Source organism: Bradyrhizobium sp. (assembly GCF_049581145.1).
Classification (GTDB): domain Bacteria; phylum Pseudomonadota; class Alphaproteobacteria; order Rhizobiales; family Xanthobacteraceae; genus Bradyrhizobium.
In genome coordinates, this window is the sequence record NZ_JBAURI010000285.1 from 1 (window position 1) to 11,754 (window position 11,754).

An 11,754-nucleotide genomic window follows, 5' to 3' on the forward strand; every position below is an offset into this window, starting at 1 on the left:
ACAAACACCTCGGTCCAGGCGATTCCCGCCGCCTTCAGCGCGTCGAGCGCCATGCTGCGCACGCTGCAAGGCTCGGCCTGCGTCGCAAGCCGCATCGGTTCGCCTGCATGGTGCTCGAAATCAGGCGCGGCCATCCAGCCGAACGCTTCCTTGAGAACGGTCTCGCCGCCGCGCCGGCGATTATCGTGACGAAGCACGATTGCAGCGTCGATCACGCCGCGATCGAATTCGTCGAGTACCTCTCGCGAGGTCGATACGCGCATCTCGATTACCAGCGCGGGTTCGGCGCCGCTCATGCGCTTCAGCAGCAGCGGCAACTCGGCGCCGACGACATGATGGCTGATGCCGACGATGAGCCGGCGCTGCTTGATGCCGAACGAGCCGACCGCGCCGTGATGCGCGGCGACCAGATTGCGCGCCGCGTTCAAGAACGCGTTGCCGTCGGCCGAGAGCCGGACCAGCCGCGGCGTTCGATCCAGGAGCCTGCGGCCGAGACCGTCTTCCAGTCGTTTGATCTTCAGGCTGACCGCCGACTGCGTGGTGTCCATCGCCTCCGCGGCGCGCGTGAAACTCTTGAGATCGGCCGTCAGGACGAACGCCTGCACGGCCTCGATATCCAGCGCCTTCATGGCTTCCATCATTTCAAAATGAAATCATTGAAACAATGTATCATATCGTTTTCCAATGGTCTACGGCCGCCTATATCTGCAATACCGACACCGACGCAGGAGGCCCTGATGCCGCTCACACGCGTTTCGCTTCGGCGGGGAAAACCCGCCGCCTATCGCCATGCCGTTCTCGACGGCATCTACCGCGCCATGCGGACGACCTTCGACGTGCCCGAAGAGGATCGCTTCATGACGATCACCGAGCATGACGAAGACAACTTCAGCTATAGCGCCAACTATCTCGGCATCGCGCGCAGCGATGATCTTGTCATGATCCAGCTCACCGTCAGCAATACCCGCCCGGTCGAGAAGAAGCAGGCACTCTATCGCTGCATTGTCGAAAACCTGGCCGCCGATCCCGGACTGCGTCCGGAAGACATCCTCATCAACCTGGTCGAGGTCCTTCCCGAGAATTGGTCGTTCGGCCATGGCGTCGCGCAATATGTCGCCAGCAAGAGTTGACGGCTGTCACCCCCATTCAACAGGAGATTTTCATGATCATCGCTCACTACGCCCATCGGCTGCCGGCCGATTACGACATCAGCATCATTCGCAACCGCGCAAGCCGGCGGGGTGCGCTATTCGATGACGTGCCGGAGCTTCACTTCAAGGGTTTTCTGCTGCGCGAACGCGGCCACTATGGCGCCATCGCCAACGAGTATTCCTCGCTCTATCTCTGGCGGACCGATCAGGGTTTTGGGGATTTCCTGGTGACGGGCCGCTACAAGTCCGTGACCGATAGTTTTGGGCGGGCGCAGATCGAGATGCGGATTGCGCTGGATGCCCGCAAGGGGCCCGCGCAAGAGGCGCGTTTCGCCACCAAGGAAGAGCAGCAGATTCCGCTGGATGCCGACCTGACCACCACCTTCGCCGCCGAGATCGAGCGCAATCGCGAGATCGCCAGGCAGTCGGGCGTGGTCGCGGCGGCCATCGGCGTCGACGTACAGAACTGGAAATTGACGCGCGTCCTGCTGTCAGAGCGCGAGCCGCGCAGAACGGCGGGCGAAGAGGCCTACCAGATCCTCTATCTGGCCCGGCCATTGCTCGGTAGCTTGCCTACCGCAAGCGCGTGATCCTCCACGTGATCCTCCACGTGATCCTTGGCCTTCGCAGCGCTCCGGGCTAAAGTCGGCAACAAACCCTGGCATGACGGATTTGCCGATGAGCGCTGCCCCGCGGCCGATCAGCGAGATCGCAAGCTTCCACGCCCACATTTACTATGATCCGGCGACCAGCCGGTCCGACGCCGAGCGGCTGCGGGCCTGGATGGCCGAGCGTTTCTCCGTCACGCTCGGCCGCTGGCACGATGTCAAGGTCGGCCCGCATGATCAGGCCATGTATCAGGTCGCCTTTGCGCCGGAGCTGTTTGCCGAACTGGTGCCCTGGCTGATGCTCAACCATGGTGGCCTGAGCATCCTTGTGCATCCGAACACGACGAACCCGCGCAGGGATCATCTGGTCGATCCCTTGTGGATCGGGCAGCCGCTTGCCGTGCATGGAAACAAGCTGCCCGAACAGGCCGAACGCGAGCCGGCGCCGGCGCCGAATACCGATCCGGTCGCCCGCGCCTAGCTGATCTCTCCACGCACCTTCGCGGCGGCCTCGCACATCGCCTTCAGCTTGCCGAAGGCGGTCGCGCGCGGCATGTATTTCATGCCGCAATCCGGTGCGACCACGAGCCGGTCCGCTGCGACATATTTCAGGCCATGGCGGATGCGGTCGGCGATGACATCGGCACTTTCGACGGCCGGGTCGCCGAGATCGAGCACGCCGAGCATGATCTTTTTCGCCGACAGATCCTTCAGCGCGCCAAGATCCAGCTTTGGCTGCGCCGCCTCGATGGAAATCTGCTGGGCCGTGGTATCGGCGAGCTCGGCGAGGAACGGATAGCCGGCGGGTTTGGTCGAGCCGGGTACCACTGCGGCATAGCCGAAGCACAGATGCACCACCGTCGGCACGGTGATGCCGTCAAGCGCGCGGTTGATCGCCTTCACCGCATGGCGCCGCGCCAGCTCGGGATTGTTGCGCACCCAGGGCTCGTCGAGCTGGATGACGTCGGCACCGGCTCTCTGCAGGTCGTGCGCCTCGTCATTGACCGCCGCAGCGAACGCCATCGCGAGCGCTTCGTCGTCCTCGTAGAACTCGTTCTTGGCCTGCTGGCTCATGGTGAACGGGCCGGGCAGGGTGATTTTGGCGGCCCGGTCGGTGTTGCGGCGCAGGAATTCCATGTCGCGCAGTTCGACCGGGCGGATGCGGCGGATTTGTCCGACCACGCGCGGCACCGACGTCTGTTGGCCCGTGCGGGCAACGATGATCGCGGGATTGTCGGTGTCGATGCCTCCGAGCGCGGTGGCAAAGCGGTTCGAATAGCTCTCGCGGCGGATTTCCCCGTCGGTTACGATGTCGATGCCGGCGCGTTCCATGTCCCGGATGGCGACGATGGTGGCGTCGTCCTGCGCCTCTTCCAGATGCTCACCGTCCACCCGCCACATCGCCTGCATGCGCGTCCGTGGCACCGATTTCGACAGCATGGCGCGATCGACCAGCCACTCCGGTTGCGGATAGCTTCCGACCACGGTGGTCGGCAACAGATGTTGAGCGAGTGTCACGGTGCCGCGGCCCGATTGTGGACGATCCGATGATTGTCGCCGGGTGCCGCCTCGAAGGTCAATCGAAAAGCGGCCCCTCGGGTCGCAGGCCTGCAACCCTGAGAGCGCGGGTGAGAATGGCCGGCGCCGCGCATCGGGCGCGTGGGCTACCAGATGAGCGGGACGAGCGCGTAGCTGCGCGACCGGTAGGCGGCGTAGTCCGGATAGCGGGAGAGCGATTTGTCCTTGGCGCGGGCGCCGGGGATGAAGAAGAACGCCGTCCAGGCGGCCACGATGAGGAAAGGCAGCCAGTGCGCGGCCAGCGACGCATAGGCGCAATCGATCATGATCTCACCAGATAGTTCGGATTGCGCACGCGCGAAAACAATCCATCGGTGATGAGCGAAGGTTTCGCGCGCAGCGTATAGAATTTTTGCGCGTCGCTGACGTAATGCAAGAACACGCCAATCGTGTAGAGGCTGATGATGGCCGCGAGCGCGGGCGCGGGCAGGACGCTGTGTCTTGAGGCGACGAGATAAGGCGCGACGTAGTAACCGGCGAGCGGCAGAAACACGAAGACGACGCCGATCCAGACCGGCCGACGAACGTTGAAGCGCGCATCTGGATACCAGTTCTGCTTGAGCAGCCACAGCAGCGCGTAAGTGCCGTGCAGCGCAAGATAGACGCACATCTCGATCGAGGTGTTTTGGAACCACCACATCAAGCCAAGCACGATGGGCCACACCAGCACCTTGTGAAGATTGATGAAGAATCCGTCGGTCATCGGAAGTTCTGCCATGGCTTTGATACGGATATGGCTTTGATAAGGATATGGCTTGATACGAACGACAACCAGACAGGCGGATGTCGTCGTGCGCCTGTCATCCCGTTGTCACAACTAAACTAGTTTGCGTTCGCGCGATTGTCGTTGACGCAGCGCAATGTTGCCCGCGCGTCAGGCTCTATCAATACTTCACATTGAAGAAGTTGTTTGAGCGTTCGTGGCTAGGCGTCGCTATCGTTCGTCGCACGACGGACCAACGATGATCGCAGGTTACAAGTATGAGCGACATGGATACATGGACTGACGAAGGTCATCATTATCTGCGCGGCTTGCAGGACGCTTGCGCGCAGGCTGCCGAACAGATGACCATGCTCGGCGAATTGAGCGTGCGGCACGGTGAAGCGATTGGCAAGAGCCACGCCGAGGCCATGCAAACAATGATCGTGTCGCTTCATGAGTTGACGCCGCGGCTCATGATACCTCGCGCCGACGCGTTGCTCTCCGACTATCTCAGGGATGCCGGACAACGCTGGGTCCTGTTCCTCGATACGCTATGCCGGCGCGGCGATGGTGCGATCGCGCGCGAAAAGGAAGGTTTCAAGCCGGTGCTGGCCTTCGACTACGATATGATCGTGGATGGCCGGACGCTCGACCGTCCAGTGAACTATGCGTTGGTTCACATTCACCCGCCGCAAGGCGTCAGTCTGCCGCGCGACGACGCGCGGGCGTGGGTCATCATCGATCCGCGCGCGGGCCATGGCAGCGGTATTGGCGGGTTCAAGAGCCAGTCAGAAGTCGGCGTGGCGCTGAACCACGGCCATCCCGTGTATTTTGTGATCTTCTTCCGCGACCCCGAACCCGGCCAGACGCTCGCCGACATCTGCGCAGCGGAAGCGGCTTTTCTGCGCGAGGTTCATGCCCGCCATCCGCATGCGCCAAAGCCGCTGGTGACCGGCAACTGCCAGGGCGGCTGGGCCGCGATGATCCTCGCCGCGACTCATCCCGACCTGATGGGCCCCGTGGTGATCGCGGGCGCGCCTTTGTCCTATTGGGCTGGCGAGAGAGGCCGCAATCCGTTCCGCTATTTCGGCGGCATCGCCGGCGGCGCGGTTCCGGCGGCACTTGCCTCCGATCTCGGCGGCGGCAAGTTCGACGGCGCCAATCTGGTGTTCAATTTCGAAATGCTCAATCCGGGCAAGACGTGGTTTCGCAAGAATTTCGACCTGTTCGCCCATGTTGATCGCGACGCCGGCCATTTTCTGGATTTCGAGCGCTGGTGGTCCGGCTTCTATTTCATGAACGACAATGAGATCCGCTGGATCGTGGAAAACCTCTTCGTCGGCAACAAGCTGACGCGGGGGGAGGCGGTCCTGAGCGACGGCCCGCCGGTCGATCTCAGCCGTATCGAATCTCCGGTCATCGTGTTTGCCTCCCATGGCGACAACATCACGCCGCCGCAGCAGGCGCTGAACTGGATTCCGGACCTCTATGCCACCGCCAACGAAATCGAAGCCTGTGGCCGCACCATCATCTACACGCTGCATGACAGTATCGGGCATCTCGGCATTTTCGTCTCGGCACAGGTCGCCAACAAGCAGCATGAGCAGATCGGCTCGGTGGTGAAAACGATCGAATCGCTGGCGCCCGGCCTCTACCAGATGCTGATCAGCAAGGACCATGACGTCGTCACCGTCGCGTTCGAGGCGCGGACCATCGAGGACATCCTGAAGCTCGACGACGGGCGCGACGAGGAGATCGAGTTCGCCGCGGTGGCGGCCTTGTCGGAATGGGCGGTCAAGACCTACGAAGTGACCCTGCAGCCGCTGATCCGGTCGCTGGTCACGCCATCGGTCGCGGCAATGCAGCGGCGCTTGCATCCGATGCGCCAGCAGCACTATTTCTTCTCGCACAGGAATCCGATGTTTGCTGATATCGGTGACATCGCCGAGGAGGTTCGGGAGCACCGGGAGCCCGCCGGTGCGGACAATCCGCTGCTGAAGCTCGAGCAACTTGTCGCCGATCAGGTCGAAGGAAGCTTCAATTTCTATCGCGACACGCGTGATGCCCTGATCGAACTTACATTCCATTCGCTCTATGGCACGCCCTGGATGCAGCATCTTGGGGCGTCGCGGCACGCGCGGCCGCAGTCGCACGACATCAGCAAGTTCCCGCATGTGCAGGATGCCATCAAGCGGGCCAGACAAGGCGGCTATGCTGAGGGTATCATCCGCATGCTGATCCTTCTGGCGCGGACCCGCGGCTCGGTGCGGCGCGACCGGCTGGAGCGATCGGACCGGTTGCTGCACGGCCGTCCGCCCTTCAACTCGATGAGCCCGGAACTGCGCAGCCGGATGATCTACGAGCAGTCCCTGATCGTGGAGTTCGCCGGCAGCGAGGCGCTCGCGACGCTGGCGGATGTTCTTCGCGATCCCGTCGACCGCTACAGCGCGTTGAATCTCGTGCTGGACGTGGCTGGTCCGATCGAACAGATGGACGCTCCCACGATTGGAATGTTCCGGCGTTTTCAGCGCGCGCTGCTGACCATGGCGCACGAATGGCGCGACCCAGACCACGGGGACATCGCAGATCGTGGCGAGGCTGATGTTGCAAAGGATCCTTCGGGTGAGCGCTTACCTGCAGCTCAAGTGCAAGAATCCGCGGCATGATGCGTGAGAACCGCCTTTATGGTGAACTCAATGTCGGTGACACGGCTTCGATCAAGCGGGTCTGCACCGCGAACGATCTCTATATCTTTGCGCACGCGTCGGGAAACCTGAATCCGCTGCATCTGCCAGACGAGGCGCATCACTCCCATTCCGAGGCGATTGCGCCGGCGATGTGGGTCGGCGCGCTGGTCTCTGCGGTGCTTGGCAACATTCTGCCGGGCGCCGGCACGCTGTACCGGTCGCAGAGTTTCCGATTCGGCGACCGCGTCCATGTCGGCGACGTGCTGAATGTGACTGTGACGGTGCGCGCCAAGCTCGGCGATGGCGTCGTCGAGCTTGGCACCGCGGTGACCGGCCGCGGCGGCGACAAGGTGGCCGAGGGCATTGCCGAAGTGCTGGCGCCGTCGCAGAAGGTGCGGTGTGACGACACCAACGTGCCTGAGCTTCTCGTGCAGCGGCATCGGCACTTCGACCGGCTCCTCGAGTCCTGCAAGGGATTGCAGCCGATCGCGACCGCGGTCGCGGTTCCCGAGGACAAGGCTTCGCTGGGCGGCGCGTTGCTCGCCGCCGAACATGGCCTGATCCGGCCCATTCTGGTCGGTGCGGCCAAGACCATCGCAGCGGTCGCGAAGGAGATCGGGGCGAGCCTGGACGGCATCGAGATCGTGAACACCGTCGGCGACGATGCCGCCGCGGCAATGGCGGTCGAACTCGCCCGGACCGGCAAGGCCGAGGCGATCATGAAGGGGCATTTGCACACCGATACGCTGTTGCACCATGTCGTCAAGCACGACAGCGGATTGTGCACCAATCGCCGGCTCAGCCACGTCTTCGTCATGGACGTGCCGGGCCTCGGTCAGGTCCTGATCGTCTCGGACGCCGCCATCAACATCGCGCCCGACCTTGCCGCCAAGGTCGATATCACGCAGAATGCGATCGACGTCGCGCTCGCGCTCGGCATCGACGCGCCGAAGGTCGGCGTACTGTCGGCGGTGGAAACGGTGACGCCAAAAATTCCTTCGACCATCGATGCCGCGGTGCTGTCGAAGATGGCCGAACGCGGCCAGATCAAGGGCGCAGTGGTGGACGGCCCTCTGGCAATGGACAATGCCATCGACGTCGAGGCGGCAAGGACCAAGGGCATTGCCTCGCTCGTGGCCGGTCACGCCGACATCCTGATCGTGCCCAATCTCGAGGCCGGCAACATGCTGGCCAAGGAACTTGTCTTTGTGGCCCAGGCGGAAGCAGCGGGGCTGGCACTTGGCGCCACCGTACCTATCATCTTGACCAGCCGCGCCGACGGCGAGAGGGCGCGGCTCGCCTCCTGTGCCATCGCCGCGCTTTATCGCGCCTGGCGTGCCGACGGGCAGGCGCTTGTCCATCTCGACCGGGCGGCCGAATAGTGCAGCATATTCTCACTCTCAATGCCGGTTCATCCTCGATCAAGTTTTCACTGTTTGACGATGGCGAAGCGGAACTTGTCGAACGTGTGCGCGGCCAGATCGAGGGCCTCGGCTCCGAAGGAGCTGGCGCGAACCCGGAGTTCGAGGCCGAGAAGGCCGGCAAGAAGATCGCGGACCGCAAGCTCGATGCGCGAGAGGCGGCCGACCACGATTCCGCGCTCAAGGTCGTGCTCGACTTTCTCGAAACCGAGATCGGCAAGATGGCGATCGCCGCGGTCGGGCACCGCGTGGTGCATGGCGGCGTCAGCTTCACCGAATCCATCGTGCTTGACGAGCAGCGGTTCGCCACCCTCGAACAGTTGAATCCGCTGGCGCCGCTGCACCAGCCGCATAACCTGTCCGGCATTCGCGCCGCGCAGCGCGCTTTCCCGGATGCGATGCAGGTCGCCTGTTTCGACACCGCCTTCCATCGCTTCCATCCCTGGGTCAACGACACCTATGCGTTGCCGCGCGCGTTCTATGATCAGGGCGTCCGCCGCTACGGTTTCCACGGCCTGTCCTATGAATATGTGATCGGCCGGCTGCGCCAGATCGCGCCGCTGCATGAAGCGGGGCGCGTCGTGGTCATGCATCTCGGCAACGGCGCCTCGATGTGCGCGATCCGCGACGGCCAGAGCGTCGGTTCGTCGATGGGCTTTACCGCGCTCGATGGACTGCCGATGGGCACCCGCTGCGGCCAGCTCGATCCCGGCGTCGTGCTTTATCTCCTGAAGGAAAAGGGGATGACGACGGATCAGATCGAGGATCTGCTGTACCGGCGCTCCGGCCTGAAAGGGCTTTCGGGCCTGTCGCAGGATATGCGCGAATTGGAGGCGGCGGGGACACCGGAGGCTGCGCAGGCGATCGACTATTTCGTGTTTCGCATCCGCCGCGAGCTCGGCTCGATGGCCGCGATCCTGTCCGGCCTCGATGCGGTCGTGTTCTGCGGCGGCATCGGCGAACACGCCTCCCATATCCGCGAACGGATTTGCCGGGGGTTTGAATGGCTCGGCGTCGAGCTCGACGATATGCGCAACCAGGCTGGCGATACCGTGATCTCGTCGGACCGGTCGCGTGCCCGTGTCTTCGTGATCCCGACCAACGAGGAGATGATGATCGCTCGCCACACCGCGCGGCTATTGGCGTCGGGCGCGCCGGACCAGGCGGCGAGGGTGTAATATAGCGTTTCCTGAGTTCGAATCGTTTCAGGCGCGCCACTACGCACAGTGCACGCGACCATGACCTGCGGCACGAAACGGAGCGATGCCGCGCGATGGGGAAAGATGCGGCTCAGGCGGCTCGCTCGATCTTGTAAGGACGGACAAGGAGGTCGGCCGGAACCTTCCACGCCTCGCCGATCTTGTGGATCATCTCGACCGTGAGCGCACGCCGACGTGCGAGCACTTCCGAGGCCCGCGAGCGCGATCCCAGCAATTCCGCCAACTCGGCCTGGGTGTGGCCGAGTTCATCAATGGCGTAGCGGAGCACCGCGATCGGGTCGAAATTCCGGTCGATTTCGATCGGCCATCGCTTCGTCTCGTAGATGTCGACAAGCGCGAGCAGCACATCGAGCTTGTCGCCCTCCTCGGTGCCCTCCGGCGCGCCCCAACGGGCTTCGATCTCGGCAAGCGCCGCGCGATGGTCCTCGTTGGTGCGAATCGGCCGAATGTCCATGGTGGTCTCCTCAGAACTGCGACACTGTCATTGCATCAATGCGGTCATATTCCGCATGGGTGCCGACGAACTTCACGAACGCGATCTGGCGGCGGAAATCGAAAGCGGCAACCAAGCGATCGTTTCCTCCCGCAACCTCGAACCTGACACGCTCGCGGTTCAGCACCTTGGCCTTCGGGGCGGCTTCCTGAACCTCATCGGTCGAGGCCCATTGCGCCGCTCTCACCAGGGTTTGCCAACGCTCAAGCGACGCCTTCGCTTCCGGATGCCTGCCCCAGAAGTCGACGACGACCCGTCGAGCGATGACTCTCATGAACCCTCATAGCACGTTCCCATAATGGGAACAAGGGAGCTTGCCGTCGGTGCCTTATCGGAGCGGCGGCGCGTCAGCGGGTATCTTGGCCGGTTGCCGCATGCGATCGAGCATTGGATCGTAGCACCACGGCGAACGAGGAGTGCCCATCTTCATCGGCATTGGCGCATCATTTTCCCCAGGCACATTTGAATCGACACGGGCAGTGCGATCATGTTCATCCAGCACCCGGGTCAACGGCCATGCCGCCGGACGAGATGCCGTCGCCCCGTCAGACTTGGCCCGCTCGTGGCACATCGAAAGGCGCGCCCGGCACCGTGTCCGGGTGCAGTGAGCCTCACGGTGGCGGCGGTTCGCGCGCCCGCTTGTTCTTGCCACGCTGCCTCGCCGTCGCGAGCCACCGTGCCATGCTTCGATCTTTGTTGGCATAATATGCCCAACCCTGCGCCTGCCGCCCCACCGGTAGTCCCTGATGGTCATATCGATGCCGCGGTCTCAAGGTCGAGAAAGGCGGCGATGAATTTACCGCGATCGTTTGCCGATGCGAGCTCGATCAGTCGGTTCTGAACGGCCACCCAGTCGTCGCCCAGCAGCCACGGCGCCCGCTGCAACTGGCCGACGAACGCCGCCAGATCGTCATCGTGAATCGTGCGGGTGATCCGTTCGATGACGAACCCCTTCCACGGCCCTGCGTCGATCGCGCAGGGAGTTCTGTGCTCGATGAAATATTCATTTTGCGCAGACCCCAAATCACACTTATTACTTGCGTCGTTCCGCCTCACCAAGAGGGACGTATCGCGATCGTCACGGACGTTGGGTGCGGGATGCGCTGGACGCGGCGGCTGCGAAAGACGAGTGCAGACGCGCGGACGGCGAAATCGTGTCGTTCTGGCGCTCCGAAGCCGGCGTCAAGTCGGCGATGATGCTAACGCGTCTCGCGGGCGGCGGTGGCAACCAAGCGATGGTCACCGGGAAGAGCGTATAAGTCGTAAAACCATCGCGCAGGGAAGGCCGGACGATCCGGCCACGCCTGTGGTTCCTACTCCTGTATTTTTTTATTGCACAGGGGGGCCGCGGGGCGTGTCGGCTCTCGGCCTTCCCTGCGCCCTCTTGCTCTCGAGGGACATGGTGTCTGGCAGACCTCGGGCGCATCGTGCCGCGAGAACGAGATTGCTTGCTCGGACGAGGTCATCGGATTTGCCTGAGGTCAGGAAAAGCGCTAGCTGTTCCGTCGACAACCGACCGCCCGTGGCCGACGATCGTTGGCGGGGCCGGCAGAGCAGGGGTGCATGGGAAACATGAATGGCGAGGCTGTAACCCATGCCAAGCTGCCGCCCGAAACGCCCGAGTTCGATTACATCATTGTCGGCGCCGGCTCGGCCGGATGCGTGCTGGCCAATCGCCTGAGCGCGGACGGCAGGCATTCCGTGCTGCTGCTCGAGGCGGGACCGAAGGACACCAATCTCTGGATTCATGTGCCGCTCGGCTACGGCAAGTTGTTCAAGGAAAAGACCGTCAACTGGATGTACCAGACCGAGCCCGAACCGGGCCTGGGCGGCCGCCAGGTGTTCCAGCCGCGCGGCAAAGTGCTGGGCGATCGAGCTCGATCCGCCCAGCAC

The 11,754-nt window shown here is 63.1% G+C and carries 14 protein-coding genes; 7 read left to right on the forward strand and 7 right to left on the reverse strand.

Annotated features, from left to right (window positions below; all coding sequences use genetic code 11):
* A partial coding sequence (locus WCB02_RS09445; RefSeq protein ID WP_423957751.1) for a LysR family transcriptional regulator occupies positions 1 to 629 on the reverse strand: 629 nt, incomplete at its 3' end.
* A 108-nt stretch (positions 630 to 737) separates the two neighbouring features.
* On the opposite strand from WCB02_RS09445, the gene WCB02_RS09450 reads away from it, so the two are divergent.
* From WCB02_RS09450 to WCB02_RS09460, 3 genes are all read left to right on the forward strand, one after another.
* On the forward strand, positions 738 to 1,130 hold the full coding sequence (locus WCB02_RS09450; protein ID WP_423957753.1) for a tautomerase family protein: 393 nt from the start codon (positions 738 to 740) through the stop codon (positions 1,128 to 1,130).
* Between the two features lie 32 nt (positions 1,131 to 1,162).
* Positions 1,163 to 1,741, forward strand: a complete 579-nt coding sequence (locus WCB02_RS09455) for a DUF4865 family protein (RefSeq protein ID WP_423957754.1) — start codon at positions 1,163 to 1,165, stop codon at positions 1,739 to 1,741.
* Between the two features lie 88 nt (positions 1,742 to 1,829).
* Complete coding sequence (locus WCB02_RS09460; RefSeq protein WP_423957755.1) at positions 1,830 to 2,240, forward strand: DOPA 4,5-dioxygenase family protein; 411 nt, start codon at positions 1,830 to 1,832, stop codon at positions 2,238 to 2,240.
* Here the strand turns inward: WCB02_RS09460 and WCB02_RS09465 are convergent.
* The 3 genes from WCB02_RS09465 to WCB02_RS09475 form a co-directional block, all read right to left on the reverse strand.
* Entirely contained in the window at positions 2,237 to 3,277 is a 1,041-nt protein-coding gene (locus WCB02_RS09465) for a 5-methyltetrahydropteroyltriglutamate--homocysteine methyltransferase (RefSeq protein ID WP_423957757.1), read from the reverse strand. The two genes, WCB02_RS09460 and WCB02_RS09465, sit on opposite strands and share 4 nt — an antisense overlap.
* 146 nt (positions 3,278 to 3,423) lie before the next feature.
* Complete coding sequence (locus tag WCB02_RS09470) at positions 3,424 to 3,603, reverse strand: hypothetical protein (protein WP_423957759.1); 180 nt, start codon at positions 3,601 to 3,603, stop codon at positions 3,424 to 3,426.
* Positions 3,600 to 4,055: a hypothetical protein gene (locus WCB02_RS09475; RefSeq protein WP_423957760.1), complete on the reverse strand. Its 456-nt coding sequence runs from the start codon at positions 4,053 to 4,055 to the stop codon at positions 3,600 to 3,602. Before WCB02_RS09475 ends, WCB02_RS09470 begins: the two co-directional genes overlap by 4 nt.
* 272 nt (positions 4,056 to 4,327) lie before the next feature.
* Here WCB02_RS09475 and WCB02_RS09480 point away from each other — a divergent pair, with 272 nt between their 5' ends.
* Genes WCB02_RS09480 through WCB02_RS09490 form a run of 3 tightly spaced genes read left to right on the forward strand, consistent with a single transcriptional unit; the run spans position 4,328 to position 9,326 of the window.
* Complete coding sequence (locus WCB02_RS09480) at positions 4,328 to 6,706, forward strand: DUF3141 domain-containing protein (RefSeq protein WP_423957762.1); 2,379 nt, start codon at positions 4,328 to 4,330, stop codon at positions 6,704 to 6,706.
* Complete coding sequence (locus WCB02_RS09485) at positions 6,706 to 8,109, forward strand: bifunctional enoyl-CoA hydratase/phosphate acetyltransferase (protein ID WP_423957769.1); 1,404 nt, start codon at positions 6,706 to 6,708, stop codon at positions 8,107 to 8,109. Before WCB02_RS09480 ends, WCB02_RS09485 begins: the two co-directional genes overlap by 1 nt.
* A complete protein-coding gene (locus WCB02_RS09490) occupies positions 8,109 to 9,326 on the forward strand; it encodes an acetate/propionate family kinase (protein ID WP_423957764.1) in 1,218 nt (405 codons plus the stop codon). The genes WCB02_RS09485 and WCB02_RS09490 overlap by 1 nt, the downstream gene beginning before the upstream one ends.
* A gap of 112 nt (positions 9,327 to 9,438) precedes the next feature.
* Here WCB02_RS09490 and WCB02_RS09495 read toward each other — a convergent pair whose 3' ends face one another.
* From WCB02_RS09495 to WCB02_RS09505, 3 genes are all read right to left on the reverse strand, one after another.
* Positions 9,439 to 9,822, reverse strand: coding sequence for a helix-turn-helix domain-containing protein (locus WCB02_RS09495; protein ID WP_423957766.1), 384 nt, complete (start codon positions 9,820 to 9,822; stop codon positions 9,439 to 9,441).
* 10 nt (positions 9,823 to 9,832) lie between these two features.
* The gene (locus WCB02_RS09500) at positions 9,833 to 10,135 is read right to left on the reverse strand and encodes a type II toxin-antitoxin system HigB family toxin (protein WP_423957767.1); all 303 of its coding nucleotides are present in this window, start codon (positions 10,133 to 10,135) and stop codon (positions 9,833 to 9,835) included.
* A gap of 476 nt (positions 10,136 to 10,611) precedes the next feature.
* A complete protein-coding gene (locus tag WCB02_RS09505; RefSeq protein ID WP_423957768.1) occupies positions 10,612 to 10,917 on the reverse strand; it encodes a hypothetical protein in 306 nt (101 codons plus the stop codon).
* Between the two features lie 516 nt (positions 10,918 to 11,433).
* Here WCB02_RS09505 and WCB02_RS09510 point away from each other — a divergent pair.
* A partial coding sequence (locus tag WCB02_RS09510) for an NAD(P)-binding protein (RefSeq protein ID WP_423957770.1) occupies positions 11,434 to 11,754 on the forward strand: 321 nt, incomplete at its 3' end.

What these genes read in the sequence shown, in the direction of transcription:
- WCB02_RS09450 (WP_423957753.1), top strand. Translation starts at nt 738, where the DNA reads ATGCCGCTCACACGCGTTTCGCTTCGGCGGGGAAAACCCGCCGCCTAT.
- WCB02_RS09455 (WP_423957754.1), top strand. Translation starts at nt 1,163, where the DNA reads ATGATCATCGCTCACTACGCCCATCGGCTGCCGGCCGATTACGACATC.
- WCB02_RS09460 (WP_423957755.1), top strand. Translation starts at nt 1,830, where the DNA reads ATGAGCGCTGCCCCGCGGCCGATCAGCGAGATCGCAAGCTTCCACGCC.
- WCB02_RS09470 (WP_423957759.1), bottom strand. Translation starts at nt 3,603, where the DNA reads ATGATCGATTGCGCCTATGCGTCGCTGGCCGCGCACTGGCTGCCTTTC.
- WCB02_RS09475 (WP_423957760.1), bottom strand. Translation starts at nt 4,055, where the DNA reads ATGGCAGAACTTCCGATGACCGACGGATTCTTCATCAATCTTCACAAG.
- WCB02_RS09480 (WP_423957762.1), top strand. Translation starts at nt 4,328, where the DNA reads ATGGATACATGGACTGACGAAGGTCATCATTATCTGCGCGGCTTGCAG.
- WCB02_RS09485 (WP_423957769.1), top strand. Translation starts at nt 6,706, where the DNA reads ATGCGTGAGAACCGCCTTTATGGTGAACTCAATGTCGGTGACACGGCT.
- WCB02_RS09495 (WP_423957766.1), bottom strand. Translation starts at nt 9,822, where the DNA reads ATGGACATTCGGCCGATTCGCACCAACGAGGACCATCGCGCGGCGCTT.
- WCB02_RS09500 (WP_423957767.1), bottom strand. Translation starts at nt 10,135, where the DNA reads ATGAGAGTCATCGCTCGACGGGTCGTCGTCGACTTCTGGGGCAGGCAT.